This window comes from Micromonospora sp. DT178, assembly GCF_049841695.1.
GTDB lineage: Bacteria > Actinomycetota > Actinomycetes > Mycobacteriales > Micromonosporaceae > Micromonospora.
On sequence record NZ_JBNCKV010000011.1, the window covers coordinates 108,189 to 125,160 of the forward strand.

Annotated in this window: 12 protein-coding genes; 5 read left to right on the plus strand and 7 right to left on the minus strand. The window is 75.1% G+C overall.

Annotated features, from left to right (window positions below; all coding sequences use genetic code 11):
- The first annotated feature begins 79 nt into the window (after positions 1-79).
- Positions 80-2,419: a TIM-barrel domain-containing protein gene (locus ACLQ22_RS21385; RefSeq protein WP_425693862.1), complete on the plus strand. Its 2,340-nt coding sequence runs from the start codon at positions 80-82 to the stop codon at positions 2,417-2,419.
- Between the two features lie 49 nt (positions 2,420-2,468).
- Here ACLQ22_RS21385 and ACLQ22_RS21390 read toward each other — a convergent pair whose 3' ends face one another.
- From ACLQ22_RS21390 to ACLQ22_RS21400, 3 genes are read right to left on the minus strand one after another with little or no spacing between them, the layout of a single operon-like run.
- On the minus strand, positions 2,469-3,443 hold the full coding sequence (locus tag ACLQ22_RS21390; protein WP_425693863.1) for a carbohydrate ABC transporter permease: 975 nt from the start codon (positions 3,441-3,443) through the stop codon (positions 2,469-2,471).
- Positions 3,440-4,477 carry an ABC transporter permease gene (locus ACLQ22_RS21395; RefSeq protein WP_425693864.1) on the minus strand — a complete coding sequence of 346 codons (1,038 nt, stop codon included), beginning with the start codon at positions 4,475-4,477 and terminating at the stop codon, positions 3,440-3,442. Before ACLQ22_RS21395 ends, ACLQ22_RS21390 begins: the two co-directional genes overlap by 4 nt.
- Positions 4,474-6,141, minus strand: coding sequence for an extracellular solute-binding protein (locus ACLQ22_RS21400; RefSeq protein WP_425693865.1), 1,668 nt, complete (start codon positions 6,139-6,141; stop codon positions 4,474-4,476). Before ACLQ22_RS21400 ends, ACLQ22_RS21395 begins: the two co-directional genes overlap by 4 nt.
- A gap of 192 nt (positions 6,142-6,333) precedes the next feature.
- Here ACLQ22_RS21400 and ACLQ22_RS21405 point away from each other — a divergent pair, with 192 nt between their 5' ends.
- The 4 genes from ACLQ22_RS21405 to ACLQ22_RS21420 all read left to right on the plus strand — a co-directional run bounded on the left by ACLQ22_RS21405 (position 6,334) and on the right by ACLQ22_RS21420 (position 13,509).
- On the plus strand, positions 6,334-7,554 hold the full coding sequence (locus ACLQ22_RS21405; protein WP_425693866.1) for an ROK family transcriptional regulator: 1,221 nt from the start codon (positions 6,334-6,336) through the stop codon (positions 7,552-7,554).
- A gap of 224 nt (positions 7,555-7,778) precedes the next feature.
- The gene (locus ACLQ22_RS21410) at positions 7,779-10,232 is read left to right on the plus strand and encodes a glycoside hydrolase family 3 C-terminal domain-containing protein (RefSeq protein WP_425693867.1); all 2,454 of its coding nucleotides are present in this window, start codon (positions 7,779-7,781) and stop codon (positions 10,230-10,232) included.
- Positions 10,229-11,287, plus strand: coding sequence for a LacI family DNA-binding transcriptional regulator (locus ACLQ22_RS21415; RefSeq protein WP_425693868.1), 1,059 nt, complete (start codon positions 10,229-10,231; stop codon positions 11,285-11,287). Before ACLQ22_RS21410 ends, ACLQ22_RS21415 begins: the two co-directional genes overlap by 4 nt.
- Positions 11,284-13,509, plus strand: coding sequence for a glycosyl hydrolase family 95 catalytic domain-containing protein (locus ACLQ22_RS21420; RefSeq protein ID WP_425693869.1), 2,226 nt, complete (start codon positions 11,284-11,286; stop codon positions 13,507-13,509). The genes ACLQ22_RS21415 and ACLQ22_RS21420 overlap by 4 nt, the downstream gene beginning before the upstream one ends.
- A gap of 57 nt (positions 13,510-13,566) precedes the next feature.
- Here the strand turns inward: ACLQ22_RS21420 and ACLQ22_RS21425 are convergent, their stop codons facing one another.
- The 4 genes from ACLQ22_RS21425 to ACLQ22_RS21440 are packed head-to-tail and all read right to left on the minus strand — an operon-like array spanning position 13,567 to position 16,944.
- Positions 13,567-14,076: an NUDIX hydrolase gene (locus ACLQ22_RS21425; RefSeq protein ID WP_425693870.1), complete on the minus strand. Its 510-nt coding sequence runs from the start codon at positions 14,074-14,076 to the stop codon at positions 13,567-13,569.
- A 10-nt stretch (positions 14,077-14,086) separates the two neighbouring features.
- On the minus strand, positions 14,087-14,911 hold the full coding sequence (locus tag ACLQ22_RS21430) for an SDR family NAD(P)-dependent oxidoreductase (RefSeq protein ID WP_425693871.1): 825 nt from the start codon (positions 14,909-14,911) through the stop codon (positions 14,087-14,089).
- Positions 14,908-16,233 carry a flavin-containing monooxygenase gene (locus tag ACLQ22_RS21435; protein ID WP_425693872.1) on the minus strand — a complete coding sequence of 442 codons (1,326 nt, stop codon included), beginning with the start codon at positions 16,231-16,233 and terminating at the stop codon, positions 14,908-14,910. Before ACLQ22_RS21435 ends, ACLQ22_RS21430 begins: the two co-directional genes overlap by 4 nt.
- Positions 16,234-16,293: 60 nt before the next feature.
- A complete protein-coding gene (locus tag ACLQ22_RS21440; protein WP_425693873.1) occupies positions 16,294-16,944 on the minus strand; it encodes a TetR/AcrR family transcriptional regulator in 651 nt (216 codons plus the stop codon).
- Positions 16,945-16,972 lie beyond the last annotated feature (28 nt).

The following is a 16,972-nucleotide window of genomic DNA, read 5'->3' on the forward strand; positions in this document are numbered from 1 at the left end:
GCGAAGGTTGTCGTTGACAGTTAGTTGGCAAGCCAAAGAAACTGACGGGACCGTCGGAACCATCCCGGAGGAGACGCCGATGCCCTACCGACCGCCGTTGGTCCCGTACGAGACCTTCGTGGCCGACCCACCCGACCTGCCGGCGCGCGGCCCCGGCGAGGAGGGTGCCGCCGTCGTCGGTCGGGCCGAGGTCGTCGCGACCGACCCACACGGGGTGACGTTCAAGGCCGCCCTCTCCGACGGCGCGAGCATGGTGGTACGCGTCGACGCCGCCGGCGAGGGGGTGATCCGGGTACGCCTGTCCGACGACCCGCAGGCCCGCAGCCGCTCCGCTCGGGCGCTGCCGCTGGTGCGCCCCGGCACCCACCCGGCCACCGTCACCGTCGACGACGCCCGCGTCCGGGTCGACGCCGGCGCGGTGGTCGCCGAGATCCGGCTGGACCCGTGGCACCTGCGCTTCCTCGGCGCGGACGGGCGGCTGCTGCTCGACCAGGACCCGGGCACCCGCGACATCAGCGGCCGGCGGCGCACCCTGCCGTTCGGCCGGTCCACCGTCGACGGCGCGCCCGTCGCCTGGCACGAGAGCTTCGTCGCCCCCGGCGACGAACGCTTCGTCGGCTTCGGCGAGAAGTTCACCCCGCTGGACAAGCGGGGGCAGCGGCCGCTGATGTGGAACTTCGACGCCTTCGGCGGCGAGTCGGACCGCTCCCACAAGAACGTGCCGTTCTACCTGTCGGACCGCGGCTACGGCGTGCTGGTCGACAGCGGGCTGCCGGTGCAGTTCGACGTCTGCCAGTCCACCCACAGCAGCGTGCAGTTCCTGGTCCCCGACGACCTGCTCGACTACTACGTGCTGGCCGGCCCGACCCCGGCCGAGGTGCTCGACCGCTTCGACCGGCTCACCGGCCGGCCGTACCTGCCGCCGAAGTGGGCGTTCGGGGCCTGGGTCTCCTCCGGCTTCTTCCCCGACTCGCAGGAGCGGGTGCTCGAGCGGGGGCGCCTGCTGCGCGAGCGCGGCATCCCCTGCGACGTGCTGCACCTGGACTGCTACTGGCAGGTCGCCGGGCGCTGGTCGGACCTGCGGTGGGACGACGAGGCGTTCCCCGACCCCGCCGCGATGCTGCGTACCCTCGCCGCGCGGGGGTTCCGGGTCTGCCTCTGGATGAACCCGTACCTGATGACCGACAGCCCGCTCTACGCGCAGGCGGCCGAGGCCGGGTACTTCCTGCGCCACGCCGACGGCAGCCCGTACGTCGCCGACGTCTGGCACGGCAGCCACCCCGCCAGCGCCATCGTGGACTTCACCAACCCGGCGGCCGTCGAGTGGTTCACCGGGCTGCTGCGGCCTCTGCTGGAGCAGGGGGTGGCGGTGTTCAAGACCGACTTCGCTGAGGGCGTGCCCGTCGACGCCGTCGCCCACAACGGGATGACCGGCGTCGAGCTGCACAACGTGTACGCGCTGCTGTTCAACGACGTGGTCGCCCAGGTGACCGAGGAGGTGACCGGGCACCGCACCGTGTGGGCCCGCTCGTCGTACCTGGGCGGGCAGCGGCACAGCGCCCAGTGGAGCGGCGACGTCAACGCCACCTGGCCGGGGCTGGCCAGCACCCTGCGCGGCGGGCTGTCGCACGGGCTGTCCGGCGTGCCGTTCTGGAGCCACGACACCGGCGGTTTCCATGGCACCCCGACGCCGGAGCTGTACGTCCGCTGGACCCAGTTCGGCGCGCTGTCGCCGCTGGTACGTCTGCACGGCACCACCAGCCGGCTGCCGTGGGACTTCCCCGCCGAGACCGAACGCGACGCGGTGGCCGCCCTGCGGCTGCGCTACCGGCTGATGCCGTACCTGTGGTCGGCGGCGGTGCAGTCGGCCGCCGGCGGGGCGCCGATGATGCGCGCGCTGCTGGTGGACACCCCCGACGACCCGACGGCCTGGACGACGGACCTGCAGTACCGCCTCGGCACCGACCTGCTGGTCGCCCCCGTCACCGACCCGTCCGGGCGGCGCGACGTCTACCTGCCGGTCGGCGACGACTGGGTCGACGCCGCCACCGGCGAGCGGCACCCCGGCGGGCGGCACCTGCGGGTCCACGTGCCGCCGCACCGGCTGCCGCTCTACGTCCGGCACGGCGCGCTCGTGCCGGTGGTCGCCCCCGGCGACACGGTGGGCGACGGGCCGTTCCGCGACGTGACCCTGGTGAGCTGGGGCGGGATCGACGCCCGCAGGGTGCTGCACGACGTCGACGGCGACACGGTCGTGGCGGCCGTCCGCGACGGCGACACCCTGCGCGTGGACACCGACGGGCCGCTGCGGGTGACGCACGTCAGCGTCGTCGGCGCGGACTGCCCCGCCCGGCTGCTGCTCAACGGCGAGCCGGTGACCCCGGCGCCCTTCGACGGATGGCTGCCCGACCCGGCCTGACGCGCCGCGGCGCCCGACCCGCGCCGGGTCGGGCGCCGCACGGGCCCGCTCAGCCCTTCACCGCGCCGGTGATGACGCCCTTGGTGAAGTGCCGCTGCACGAACGGGTAGACGATCACCGCGGGGATCACGGTCACCACCACCACCGCCATCTTCACCGCCAGCGTCGGCGGGTACGCGGTCACGCCGGGCAGGCTGACCGCCGCCCCGGACACATTCGGCGACTGCCCGGCGAGGATGTAGCTCTGCAACACCCGCTGGATCGGGAACTTGTCATTGTCGTCGATGTAGAGCACCGCGTTGAAGTAGGCGTTCCAGTAGCCGACGGCGTAGAAGAGGCCGACGACGGCGATCACCGCCTTGGACAGCGGCAGCACGATGCGCACCAGGATGTGGAACTCCCCGGCGCCGTCGATGCGGGCGCTGTCGAGCAGCTCACCGGGGACGTTCATGAAGAACGCCCGGATCACCACCAGGTTGAACACGCTGATCGCGCTGGGCAGGATCAGCGACCAGATGCTGTCCTTGAGCCCGAGGCCGGTGACCACGAGGTAGCTGGGCACCAGGCCGGGAAAGATCAGGAAGGTCAGCAGGAAGAAGAAGAGCAGACCCCGGTGCCCCACCGACCCGGGCCGGGACAGCCCGTACGCGGCGAGGACGGTGAGCACCAGGCTCACGGTGGTGCCGAGCACCGTGACGAGGGTGCTGATCCACACCGCCTGGGTGATCTGCCCGCCGCTGAAGATGGTCACGTACGCCGACGGGTCGATCTCGCGGGGCACCATCACCATTCCGCCGGCGGCGTCGATCGTGTCCCGCGAGGCGAGGCTGGTCACCAGCACCGCCCACAGCGGCACGAGCACGGCCGCGACGAGCAGCGTGAGCACGGCGCCCTTGGCCACGGTGCCCGGCACCGTGGGCGGCTCCTCCCAGGGGGGTCGCCGGGACCGTCGCCGCCGCGGCGACGGCGGGTCGGGGTTCGGGCGGGCCGGCACCGGGCCGGCGCCACTGAGCTGCGCGGTCATGTCTTTGCGTACACCCCCTGCTCGCCGAGCCGGTGCGCCACCTTGTTGGCGGTGAGGATGAGCACCAGCCCGACCACGGCCTTGAACAGCCCGGCGGCGGCGCCGAGGCCCCACTGCTGCGTGCTGATGGCCTGGTAGTAGACGAACGTGTCCAGCACCTCGGCGGCCTCCCGGCCGACCGCCTCGCGTTGCAGGATGAACTGCTCGAAGCCGACCGACAGCGCGTCGCCGAGCCGCATGATGAGCAGCAGCACGATCACCGGGCGCAGGCCCGGCAGGGTGATGTGCCACAGCCGCCGCCACCGCCCGGCCCCGTCGGCCGCCGCCGCCTCGTACAGGTTGGGGTCGATCGCGGCCAGCGCGGCCAGGAAGACGATGGCGCCCCAGCCGATGTCCTTCCACACCGCCTCGGCGGTGACCAGCACGATGAAGGTGTCCGGGTCGGTCATCACGTCGAACGGCTGCATGCCGGCCTCGCGCATCTCCTGGGCCAGCAGCCCGGCCCCGCCGAGCATCTGCACGAAGAAGGTGACCACCAGCACCCAGCTGAAGAAGTGCGGCAGGTAGACCACGCTCTGCACGAAGCCGCGCACCCGCCCGGAGACCAGGCTGTTGAGCAGGACGGCCAGCAGGATCGGCAGCGGGAAGAAGAAGACGAGCTGGAACGCGGTGATGCTGAGGGTGTTGCGGACCGCGTCCCAGAACAGCGGGTCGCCGAAGAGCGCCTCGAAGTTGCCGAAGCCGATCCACTCGCTGTACCAGAACGCCTCGACGGGGTCGTCGCCGACGAACGGGTTGTAGTCCTGGAAGGCGATGACGTTGCCCAGCGTCGGCAGGTAGTGGAAGACCAGCAGCAGCGCGGCGGCCGGCGCCGTCATGGCCAGCAGCGGCCAGTCCCGGCGCAGCCGGTCCCGCAGGGTGCGTCGGGGCCGCACGGGCGGGGTACGGCCGGCGGCCGGGTCCTGCCCAACGGCTGTGGCCTCGCCGGTGGCCGCCGGCGCGTCGACCGCGCCGGCGGTGCCCGGGCCGCTCATCGGCCGTTGTCGGCGAGCGCCTTCTCGTGGAACGCGCGCCCCTCCTCACCTCCGGAGGCGAGGAACTCCTTGCGGACCTGGTCCAGGTCGCCGACGGGGCGGCGGCCCCGGAGGATGTCGCGGATCTTGTCGTCGGTCGGCTGGATGATCTTCGACCAGTTGGCCGGCAGTTCCAGCTTGATGCCGGCGAACAGGTCCTTCTCCATCCGGGCGATGTTCTTCTGGTAGTAGCCCAGGTAGTCGCGCACGTAGTCGGGGGTGTCCCCGCTGCGCACCTTGACCGGGACCCGGCCGCCGATGTGCGTGTACTGCGCGCCCAGCTCCTTGCGGCCCAGCTCGGTGGGGATGGGGCTGCCGTCGGCCGAGCGGGTGAAGTGCTTGCCCTCCACGCCGTACTCGCGCAGCTCGAACTCGCGGCTGCCGAAGGGCGCGGCGCACCAGTTGAGCACCCGCAGCAGCTCGTCGACGCGCTCGGCGCCGAGGCCCTTCTTGAGGAAGGTGAAGAAGATGGGCTTCTCGCTGCCCCAGATGACCGGTTGCGCCCCGGCCACGCCGAAGACCGGCAGCGGCTGCATGTCGAAGCTCGGCAGCTGCTTGACCCGCTCGCCCTGCATGCCCTGCCAGGCGCCGAGGCCGTCCTGGTACATCAGGATCTTGCCGGCCTTGAACAGCTGCTTCTCGTCGGCGCCCTTGCTGGCCACGGTGTCGGGGTGCACGAGCCCGTCGGCGAACAGCTTGGCGGTGAACTCCAGGGCGGCGGCGAAGGCGGGGTTCTCGAACTTGTGCTCCAGGCCGCCGTCGGGCTTCTTGCGCCAGTACTGCTGGCAGCCGAAGAACTGCTGCACCATCTCGAAGACGCTGCCGAAGGCCCACACCCCCTTGGCGGGGTCGGTGACCCTGCGGCCGAACTCGTGCAGTTCCTCCGGCGACGTCGGCGCCGCCAGGCCGGCCTGGGCGAGCAGGTCGGCGCGGTGGAACAGGGCGTACCCGAACGGCCCGTCGGTCGGGAACGGCACGGCGTACAGCCGCCCGCCCCACACCGAGTACTCCCAGGCGCCGGTGGGCAGCGCGGCCAGGTAGGGGTACTTCGCGGCGGCGTCGCCCTTGAGGTGGTCGGTGAGGTCCTCGAACAGCGCCTTGACCGCGTCGGAGAACCGGGCGACCTTGTCGACCTCCCAGTTGGGGGCGCTGAGCAGCTCCGGCACGTCGCGGGCGCCGAGCATCGCGTTGAGCTTGTCGGCGTACGTGGTGCCGTCCTGCAGGCTCGGGTGCACCTCGACGCCCAGCCTGGCGTTGACCGCCGCGAGGTAGGAGTTGCGGCCCGCCGTCGGCGGGGCGGGGCCCCACCACGGGCTCATGGTGCGGATCGGCGGCCCGCCCCGGCCGGGCTGCTCGGTGACCGCGTCGACGAGGCTGCGCGGGTAGCTGAGGTAGCCGTCGGGGATCGGCCCCTCGCCGGGGATGTCCGGCGGGAGCAGTTCGGCCGGCTTGTGGGTGGGCAGCACCGAACGGATGGCGTCGGCCTTCGTGGCGCTGCCCTTGCTCCCGGCCTCCTTGCTGCAACCGGCCAGGGTGGTGCCGCCCATCGTCGCGGCGGCGCCGATGCCGAGCAGGCGCAGCAGGGACCGGCGGTCGGTGGATGCGCCCGGCAGGGACGGCTTCACGGCGCACTCCCTTCGTCTTCGGTGGCGGTTTCGCGGACCGCGCGTGTCCGGCTAGAATTAGTTGGGGTTCTAGCCGAACAAACTAATCGACGGTGATCCGTCCCACAAGACAGCGGCTCCGACGACGTACGCGATGATGGGGCGCGCGGCACCACCGGGATCGCGCACCGTCGCCCAGGGAGCGGACAGATCGTGATCAGCAGCCACAACGAACCGCGGCCGAGCGACCTCGGCGACGTCCGGACGGCGAACCGGGCCGTCGTGCTGCGGCACGTCCGCCGACACGCCCCCTGCTCCCGGGCCGACATCGCGGCGCACACCGGGTTGAACAAGGCCACGGTGTCCAGCCTGGTCGGCGAGCTGATCGAGCGGCGGCTGCTGCGCGAGACCGGGCTGACCGAGAACCGGGTCGGGCGCCCCGCCACCATGCTCGTCCTCGACGGCGCCCCGTACGCGGCCCTGGGCATGCAGATCGCCGCCGACGAACTGGTGGTGGTCGCCGTCGACCTGGCCGGCACCCGGCTGCTCACCTGGCGGCGTGCCTTCGCCGCGCCGTCGTCCTCCCCCGCCGAGACGGTCCGCGCGCTGGCGGCCCTGGCCCGGCGGGCGATCACCCGGCTGACCGGGCAGGACCGCCGCGTCCTGGGCCTGACCGTGGGCGTGCCCGGCCTCGTCGACGCCGACGGCGCCGTCCCCCGGGCCACCGCACTGGGCTGGCGGGACGTCGCCCTCGCCGCCGACCTGCGCGCCGCACTGCGCGAGCCCGGCCTCACCGTCGACGTCGACACCGACGCCAACCTCGCCGTCCTCGCCGAGCACCGCCACGGCGCGTACGCCGGGGCCGCCCACCTGGTCCACCTCACCGGCGGGGCCTCCGTCGGCGCGGGGATCGTCGCCGGCGGGCGGCTGCTGCGCGGCGGCCGGGGATTCGCCGGCGAGATCGGGCACCTGACGCTCGACCCGGCCGGTCCCGCCTGCGCGTGCGGGCGGCGCGGCTGCCTGGCCGCGTACGCCGGGTTGCCGGCGGTGGTCGGCCGCCTCCTGCCCGACACGCAGCAGGACGGGCCGGTCACCGACTTCCTGCCGGAGATCGAGCGGATCCAGGCGCTGGCCCGCCAGGACGACCCCACCGTCCTGGCGGGACTGGCCGACGTCGGCTGCCGGCTCGGGCACGCCGCGTCCGTCCTGGCCAACCTGCTCAACCCCGAGGCCGTGGTGGTCGGCGGACACTTCGCGACCCTGGCCCCGTGGCTGCTGCCGGCGGCCCGGACGGAGTTCGCCGCGCGGACCCACGCCCCGGGCGCCGGCGGCTGCCTGCTCGACGCCTCCACCCTCGACCCGGCGGCCACCGCGCTCGGTGGCGCCACCGCCGCGCTCGCCGCCGTCGAGTCGGGCCGGCTTCCCGCGGCGTGACCCGGGGCCGCCGGGCCTTGACCGCAGCGGCCCGGCAGTGCCAACCTCGAACCGCCGCCCTGTGGCTCGGGCACCCGGGGCGGCATGTCTCGCGCAGTCGTCGAAGCGCTTCAACGCTTCCGGGCCGGCGACCGCCACCCTCCACCGCGACGCCGCTCGCGCCACCGTTCGTCGAAGCGCTTCGACACGGTCGCGACGCGGACCCACGGAAGGCGACACCGACCATGACCGAGCACCCCGCCCCCTCCCCGCACGCCCTCGTCGACGACCTGCTGGGCCGGCTCACCCTGCCGGAGAAGCTCGGCCTGCTGCACCAGTGGCAGGCGCCCGTGCCCCGGCTCGGCCTGCCCCCGTTCCGCACCGGCACCGAGGCGCTGCACGGGGTGGCGTGGCTCGGCAAGGCCACCGTCTTCCCGCAGGCGGTCGGGCTCGCCAGCAGCTGGAACCCCGAGCTGGTCCGGGCCGTCGGCGCCGCCGTCGGCGACGAGGTGCGCGCCAAGCACCACGCCGACCCCGAGCGGGTCGGCCTCAACGTCTGGGCGCCGGTGGTCAACCCGCTGCGCGACCCCCGCTGGGGACGCAACGAGGAGGGCTGGTCCGAGGACCCGTGGCTGACCGGCCGGCTCGCCACCGCGTACGCCCAGGGACTGCGCGGCGACCACCCGGACCGGCTGCGTACGGCGCCGACGGTCAAGCACTTCCTCGCCTACAACAACGAGACCGACCGGGCCACCACCTCCAGCGACCTGTCCCCCCGGGTGCTGCACGAGTACGAGCTGCCCGCCTTCCGCGCCCCGCTGGCCGCCGGCGCGGCCGTCGCCGTGATGGCCTCCTACAACCTGGTCGACGGGGTGCCGGCGCACTTGAGCCCGCTCATCGAGAACGAGCTGCGCCGGTGGGCGCCCGGGGAGCTGATGGTGGTCGGGGACGCCGGTGCGGTGACCAACATCGCCGGGGTGCAGGGCCACCTGCCCGACCACGTCAGCGGCTTCGCCGCCGCCCTGCGCGCCGGGATCGACAGCTTCACCGAGGACGACGCCGACAGCGCCCCGACCGTCGCGCGGCTGACCGAGGCGCTGGACCGGGGGCTGATCAGCGTGTCCGACGTGGACCGCGCCGCCCGGCGGATCCTCACCGTCCGGGTCCGCCTCGGCGACCTGGACCCGCCGCGCGACGACCCCTTCGCCGGCGTCGCGCCGGACGTCGCCGACCGCCCCGCGCACCGGGACCTGGCCCGCGAGGCCGCCCGCCAGTCGATCGTGCTGCTGCGCAACGACGGGCTGCTCCCGCTGACCGGCGCGGGGCTGCGGGTGGCCGTGCTCGGCCCGCTGGCCGACGCCGTGCACACCGACTGGTACAGCGGCACCCTGCCGTACGCGGTGACCGCGTACCAGGGACTGGCCGAGCGGCTGTCCACGGTCACCACCCACCCCGGCACCGACCGGATCGCGCTGCGCGTCGACGGGAAGTACGTCGGTTGCCCCGACAGCCCCGACGGCGGCCCACTGACCGTCGGCGCCGACGCCACCGGGTTCGACGTCTTCGACTGGGGACGCGACGTGGTGGCGCTGCGCGCCGCGGGCAACGGCCGCCACGTCGGAGCCGACGAGGCCGGTGCGCTCGCCAACGACCGCCCGGGACCGGGCGGCTGGGTGGTGCGCGAGACCTTCCGCTTCCACGACGGCCTCGACGGCACGGTGCTGCTGCACCACCTCGCCACCGACCGGTACGTCGCCGTCGACGCGCACGGGCGGCTGCGCGCCGACGCCCCGACCCCGGGCGACGCGACCCGGTTCACGGTGGAACTGCTGGTCGACGGGGCCGCCGAGGCCGCCGCCCTGGCCGCCGCCGCCGACGTGGCGGTGGTGGCGCTGGGCAACCACCCGATGGTCAACGGCCGGGAGACCGAGGACCGCGTCGACCTGGCCCTGCCCGCCGGCCAGGAGGCGCTGCTACGGGCGGTGCACGCCGCCAACCCGCGCACCGTGCTGGTGCTGACCAGCAGCTACCCGTACGCCGTCGGCGGGGCCGGCACGCACGTGCCGGCGGTGCTGTGGTCCGCGCACGGCGGCCAGGAGCACGGCACCGCGCTGGGCGACGTGCTGCTGGGCGACGCCGAGCCCGGCGGCCGACTCACCCAGACCTGGTACGCCGACGCCGCCGAGCTGCCCGACCTGCTCGACTACGACGTGATCGGCTCCGACGCGACCTACCTGTACCACCGGGGCGATCCGCTGTACCCGTTCGGCCACGGGCTCAGCTACACCCGATTCGACTACGCCGGCCTGCGGTTGAGCGTCGCCGAGGCCACCGCGGGCGAGGAGGTCGAGGTGAGCGTCGAGGTCACCAATGCCGGCGACCGGCCCGGCGAGGAGGTGGTGCAGCTCTACACGCGCCAGCGCCGCTCCCGCGTCAAGCAGCCGCTGCGCCAGCTGCGGGACTTCGCCCGGATCAGCCTCGCGCCGGGGCAGCGGCAGGTGGTCCGGCTGCGGCTGCGTACCGCCGAGCTGAGCTGGTGGGACGAGACCCGGGGCCGCCGGGTGGTGGAGGACGCCACCCACACCGTCCTCGTCGGACGCTCCGCGCGCGACGTGCGGCTGGTCGGCGCCCTCGCCGTACGCGGCGACGAGGCGACCGACGGCCGGGCGGCCGTGCCGGCGTCGGGGCGGGCGCGGTGAGCGGGTCGCGCGGGCGCACGTCGCCGGAGCAGCCGACCATCGCCGACGTCGCCCGCCACGCCGGGGTCGCGGTGAGCACCGTGTCGTACGTGCTCAGCGGCAAGCGCACCATCTCCGAGGTCACCCGCAACCGGGTGCTGGCCAGCATCCGCCTGCTCGGCTACCACCCGCACGCCGGCGCGCGGGCCCTGGCCAGCCGGCGGGCCAACGTGATCGCGCTGGTCCTGCCGCTGCGCGCGGGGATGCAGGTGCCCGTGGTGATGCAGTTCGCCATGGCCGTGGTCACCACCGCCCGCCGCTTCGACCACGACGTGCTGCTGGTCACCTCCGACGAGGGGCCCGCCGGCCTGCGGCGCGTCGCCGCCACCGCCCTGGTCGACGGCGTCCTGGTCATGGACGTGGAGCTGGACGACCCGCGGGTGCCGCTGCTGCGGGAGCTGGCCCGGCCCAGCGTGCTCATCGGTCTGCCCGCCGACGCCACCGGCCTGACCTGCGTGGACCTGGACTTCCACCGGGCCGGGTGGGCCTGCGTCGCGCACCTGGCCGGGCTGGGGCACCGGCGCGTCGCCCTGCTCGGCGCGCCCGCCGCCGTCTACGACCGGGGCACCGGCTTCGCGCACCGCACCCGCGCGGGCGTGGTCGAGGCCGCCGCCGGGCACGGCGTCGACGCGCTGGCGCTGCCCTGCGAGGAGGGGGCGGTGGCCGTGCGCCGCGGCCTCACCGACCTGCTGGAGCGCCACCGGGACGTGTCGGGGCTGATCGTGCAGAACGAGGCCGCCGTGGACCCGGTGCTGGCCACGCTGCCCGCCCTCGGCCGGCGGGTGCCGCGGGACGTGTCAGTGGTGGCCGTCTGCCCTGACCGCTTCGCCGAGCAGGCCAGCCCGATGCTCACCGCCGTGCCCGTCCCCGCTGAGGAGATCGCCACGCAGGCCGTCTCGCTGCTGATGCGCAAGCTCGACGGCGAGGCGGTGCCGGAGGTCACCCTGCTGCCACCCCGGCTGACCGTACGCGACAGCACCGCCGCCCCCGCCCCGACGGCGAGGGCCGGCCGGTGACGGGCGGGCCGTCCCCCGCCGCGCACCGCATCGTCGACACCGCCCCCGCCGCCCGCTGGGAGGACGCGTTCCTCTCCGGCAACGGCGAGGCCGGGATCATGGTGTACGGCCGGCCGCACGCCGAACGCATCATCGTCAACCACCACCGCTTCGTCCTGCCCAACGGCACCCGCGACGCCCGGCCGCCCGAGCTGGCCGCCCTGCTGCCGCGCGTCCGTGAGCTGATCCTCGCCGGCCGGCGCGCCGAGGCCAGCCGGCTGCTCGCCGGCGACGGCGTGCTGCGCTGGACGCAGTCGTTCCACCCCGGCTTCGCCCTCACCGTCGACGCCGTGGCGCCCGGCCCGGTCGACGACTACCGGCGCCGCACCGAGTTCACCACCGGTGAGGTTGTCGTCGAGTGGTCGGGCGGCCGTCGGCGCTCGTTCGTCTCCCGCGCCGACGCGCTGGTGGTCACCCACGTCGACGCGGGCCCCTGCGAGGTGGGCGTCACCGGGGACCTGCCCGGCCGGCCGGCGTCGGTGCGCTACGGCGCCGCCGCGTACCGCCGGGGGGATCTGGTCTTCCTGCGGGTGCGGGGCCGCTACCCCGACGCGGGCGGCGCGTACGGCTTCGAGGGGCTCACCCTGCTGCGCGGCGACGTGGCGGTCGTCGGCGACGACCGGGTGGCGGTGCGCGGCCCGGCGCTGCTGACCACGGTGCTCGACCGCCCCGACACCCCGCCGTGGCGCACCGGCGACCTGGAGGACCGGCTGGCCGCGCACGCCGGCGACGACTACGAGACCCTGCTGGCCCGGCACGCCGCCCTGCACGGGCGCGCCTACCGGCGGGTGAGCCTGGACCTGCGGGTGCCGGACGCGCAGCGGCAGCGGCCCGTGGGCGAGCTGGTCGCGGCGCAGAACGCCGACCCGGGCACGATCCAGCCCGCCCTGCTGGAGCGGCTGTTCCACGCCGGCCGGTACCTGCTGCTCAGCTCCAGCGGCGTCCTGCCGCCCCGGCTGACCGGGCTGTGGCTCGGCTCGTGGGACGCCGCCTGGGCGGGCGACTTCACCACCGACGCCAACCTGAACCTGCAACTGGCCGGCGCGAACGTCGGCGCCCTGCCGGAGGTGACCGCCGCGCACGCGAACCTGGTACGCGGCCAGGTCGACGACTGGCGGCGCAACGCGCGGGCCATCTACGGGGCCCGGGGCCTGCTGGCGCCCAGCCGCACCGACGGCGAGCACGGCCACCTGTTCCACCTGCACGAGGACTGGCCCTTCGCCGCGTGGCTGCCCGGCGCGGACTGGCTGCTGCACCCGCTGCACGAGCACCACCTGGTCACCGGTGCGCCCCTCGGGGAGGTGGCCGGCTGGCTGGCGGAGGTGGCGGACTTCTTCGCCGACCTGCTCACCGTCACCGACGAGGCGGGCACGGTGGTCGTCGTGCCGTCGTACTCGGCGGAGACCGGCCCGTACGACGAGCGGGGGCGGGCGGTGCACGTGGCGGTGAACGCCACGATGGACATCGCCGCCGCCCGGCACGCCCTGCGTACCGCCGCCGAGGTGACCGGCTCGGACCGGTGGGCGGGGCTGCTCGCGCGGCTGCCCGCGTACCGGGTGGACGGGCGCGGGGCGCTGGCCGAGTGGGCCTGGCCCGGCTACCACGGCGACGACGACCACCGCCACGTCAGCCACCTCTACCCGGTGTGGCCGCTGGACGAGATCAACCCGGACGACACGCCTGAGCTGGCCCGGGCCGCGCACCGGGCGCTGACGCTGCGCGGCGACGAGAACCTCTCCGCGCACGGCAGCCTGCACCGGGCGCTGGCCGCCGCCCGGCTGCGCGACGGCGCGCTGACCGCCGGTAACCTGCTGAAGATCCTCGGCAACGACATGTTCTTCCGGTCCCTGATGAGCGCGCACAACCCGGGCCTGGTGACGTACAACGCCGACGCCGCGCACGCCCTGCCGGCGGTGCTGATCGAGTCGCTGGTGCAGTCCCGCCCAGGGCTGCTGCGGCTGCTGCCGGCCGTCCTGCCGGGACTGGACGCCGGGGCGCTGCGCGGGGTGACCTGCCGGGGGCGCGTCACCGTCGAGGAGCTGTCCTGGTCGCCGGGGCGGGTGCGGGCACGCCTGCTCTCCCCCGTCGCGCAGCGGATCAGCGTGCGCAGCCCGTACGGCGGACGGGGCGTGGACCTGGCCGCGGCGACGCCGGTCGAGGTGGCCTTCGACGCCCCCGGATGAGCGGCGCTCGGCGTCGAGGCCGGGGGCCGTGCCCGCACGCCCTGCGCCGACGGGCGGTCAGAGCGCGTCGGGCCGGGCGAGCGCCGGATGCCGCTCGCCGGGAGCGGCGTGCCAGACGGGGGCGTCCTCGCGCAGCGCGGTGTCGACGCGCAGCCGCGCCCACTCGTTGATCTCCGGCAGGTCGGCCGGGTCGAACCAGGCCACCTCGGTGGACTCGTCGTCGTTGACGCGCGGCTCGCCGCCCACCGCCCGGCACCGGAACCACACGTTCAGGTACTCGCAGACGTCGCCGTTGGGGTAGACGACGGGGTGGGTGGCGACGCCGGCGACCCCGGCGACGCGCACGTGCACGCCGGTCTCCTCGTACACCTCCCGCACGACGGCGTCGGCGGGTTGCTCGCCGGGGTCGATGAGGCCGGCGGGCACGGACCAGCGGCCGTTGTCGGCGCGCCGGGCCAGCAGCACCCGTCCGGCGTCGTCGCGCACGACCGCGCTGACCCCGGGCAGCAGGAGCAGGTCGTGACCGACGTGGGCGCGCAGCCGGGCGACGTACGGGGAGATGGCCACGCCGGCCACGCTAGCCGGTGGCGTCGCGGTGCCGGCGCAGCATCCCCGCGGCCAGCGGCGCGGCGTCCAGGTCACCGGCGGCGACCCGGGCGGCGACGGTACGGCGCACGAGCCGGTCGGCCAGCGTCGGGGCGTGCCGGGCGAGGGCCAGTTCGAGGCGTCCGCGCCGGGTGGTGGCCACGTCCCGGGGTGCCCGCCGGGCGGTGGCGGCGCGCAGGATCGCGGCGACGACCCCCTGCACCGGTTCCGGGCGGGACACGCCCCGCAGGGACAGGCCGGCGTCGGCGGTGCTGTCGTGGATCGGCGAGGCGACCATGCTCGGGTAGACGACGCTCACCCCGACGTGGGTGCCCACCTCGTGACGCAGCGCGTCGGCGTACGCGACCAGGGCCCGCTTGCTGACCCCGTACGCGGCGGCCAGCGGCAGCGGCAGCAGGGCCATCCGGCTGGCGACGAACACCACCCGGCCGCGGGCGGCCTCCAGGGCGGGCAGCGCGGCGGCGGTGGTCCGCCAGGCGGCGAGCAGGTTCACCTCCAACTGTTGGCGCACCACCGCGTCCGGTGCCAGCTCGGCCGGGGCGGGGCCGCCGACGCCGGCGTTGTTGACCAGCAGGTCCAGCCCGCCGAGCCGGTCCACGGCGGCGGCGACCGTGGCCGGCACGGCGGCCGGGTCGGTCAGGTCGCAGCCGAGCACCGGCACGCCGCCGACGGTGCCCGGCCGACGGTCGATGCCGACGACCCGCGCCCCGGCGGCGGTGAACGCGGCGCACAGATGCCGACCGAAGGTGCCGCTGGCCCCGGTGACCAGCACCCGGCGGTGCTCCAGCCCGCTCACGCCGTGGCTCCGGTGGCGCGGGCGCGGCGGGTGCCGGCGGCCAGTTCCCGCCTCAGCTCGGCCAGGTACGCGTCGAAGTCCACCCGCATGGCGGGCCGGCGCTGTCCCCAGCGGGCGGTGGCGGCGCGCAGTTCGGCCCGGCAGGCGGCGCGCTGTGCGTGCGGCTCGGGCAGCGCGTAGCGGCCGGACAGCCGCGCCGCGACCAGCTTGGCCTGCGCCTCGACGAGCGGGAACGCGGCGCCGGTGGACTGCATCAGCCCGACGAACGCCAGCCCGGGCGCGTCGAGGTGGAACACGTGCCGGTACAGCGGCAGGGTGTCCGCCCCGTCGCCGAGCAGCGCGGGGTCGAGGAACGGAATCTCCACCCGGTAGCCGGTGCACCAGATCACCAGGTCGACCTCGTCGACGCGGCCGTCGGTGAAGGTGACGCGTTCGCCGTCGAAGGCGGCGATGCCGGGGCGGGGCTCGATCTCGCCGTGGGTCAGCCGGGACAGCAGCCCGTCCGACAGCGTCGGGTGGTCCTGCAGGAAGCCGTGCGCGGGGGCGGGCAGGCCGTAGCGGGTGGGCGCGCCGACGGTCGCGGTGAGCAGCCGCTGGGTGATGCGCTGGCGCAGCCGCCACGGCAACCGTCGGGCCAGGGCGCCGTTGAGGGTGTCCGACGGGCGGCCCAGGAGGTGTTTCGGCACCACCCAGACGCCCCGGCGCAGCGACAGCAGGGTGCGCCGGGCCGCGTACGAGGCGTCCACGGCGATGTCCATGGCGGAGTTGCCGCCGCCGACGACCAGGACCCGCCGGCCGGCGAGCTGTTCGGGCCCCCGGTAGGCGTGGCTGTGCAGCTGCTCGGCGGTGCAGGCGCCCGGCGGGGTGGGGGCGGCCGGCTTCGGCACCCGGTTGTGGCCGTTGGCGACGACCACGGCGTCGACGCTGACCTCGACGCCGCCGTCGGGTCCGTCGGCGTGCACCGTCCACCGGCCGTCGCCGCCGCGCTCGACCCGGTCGACGGTGTGCCGCAGCCGCACCGCGTCGTGCAGCCCGAACCGGTCGGCGTAGTCGGTGAGCCAGCCGGCGACCCGGGCGTGGTCGGGGTAGTCCGGCCAGTGCGCCGGCATCGGGTGGTCGACGAACTCGGTGCGCGCCTTGCTGGTGTTCAGGTGCAGGGTCCGGTACGCGGGCGAGCCCGGCGCCCCGTACACCCAGAGGCCACCGACGCGGTCGGCCGCCTCGAAGCAGACGGCGGGCACGCCGACGTCGGCGAGCGCCTTGAGGGTGGCCAGTCCGGCCGCGCCCGCGCCGATGACCGCCACGGACGGCTGCGCACCCATCGCCGACTCCTTCCCATTAATCCAACGTGCGTTGGATAATGGCCCGGTGCGGGCGGCACGTCAAGGCGTCGCCGGCCCGTACAGCCCGTCGAGGAAGCGGTGCACGAAGGCGCGGAACTCCCGCCGCTCGCGCGCCTGCGATCCCCCGCCGGCGGCCAGGGCCACCACGTGCCCGTGCACCGCCCACACCAGGCTGCGCACCGTCACGTGCGGCGTCGGCTCGACCAGCGCCCCGGCCGCCGCGGCGGCGCTGAGCAAGTCGGCGACGAGCCGGTACAGCGGGGCCGCGTACCGCTCGTCGAGTTCGGCGTGCCGCTGCGGCTCCAGCCAGCGGCGCAGCCACAACGCGGTGGTCTCCGGCCGGTCCTCCAGGAAGTCCACGAACACGTCCACCAGGTCGTGCAGCGCGCCCCGGACCTCGGCCGGCCCGCTGTCCAGCGCCTGCCGGGCGCGCCCGGCCGCCGCCTCGAGCGCCTCCCGCTCGGCGGCGAAGACCCGCGCGAAGCAGGCGTCGTAGAGCTGCGCCTTCGTACCCGTGTGGTGCGAGACCGTGGCCACGTCGACGCCGGCGGCCGCCGCGACCTCCCGCAGCCCGACGGCGTCGAAGCCCCGCCGGGCGAACAGCGCGGTCGCGGCGGTGAGCACCACCTCCCGGGTCGGTCGGGTCTCGTCGCGGCGGGGCCGCCCGGGTCGACGGCGGGGCATGGTCATGGCCGCCATTCTGCCCCTACAATCCAGC

Coding starts and splice junctions, on each gene's coding strand:
- ACLQ22_RS21435 (WP_425693872.1), bottom strand. CDS start 16,233: ATGGGTGCGCAGCCGTCCGTGGCGGTCATCGGCGCGGGCGCGGCCGGA.
- ACLQ22_RS21395 (WP_425693864.1), bottom strand. CDS start 4,477: ATGAGCGGCCCGGGCACCGCCGGCGCGGTCGACGCGCCGGCGGCCACC.
- ACLQ22_RS21440 (WP_425693873.1), bottom strand. CDS start 16,944: ATGACCATGCCCCGCCGTCGACCCGGGCGGCCCCGCCGCGACGAGACC.
- ACLQ22_RS21390 (WP_425693863.1), bottom strand. CDS start 3,443: ATGACCGCGCAGCTCAGTGGCGCCGGCCCGGTGCCGGCCCGCCCGAAC.
- ACLQ22_RS21410 (WP_425693867.1), top strand. CDS start 7,779: ATGACCGAGCACCCCGCCCCCTCCCCGCACGCCCTCGTCGACGACCTG.
- ACLQ22_RS21385 (WP_425693862.1), top strand. CDS start 80: ATGCCCTACCGACCGCCGTTGGTCCCGTACGAGACCTTCGTGGCCGAC.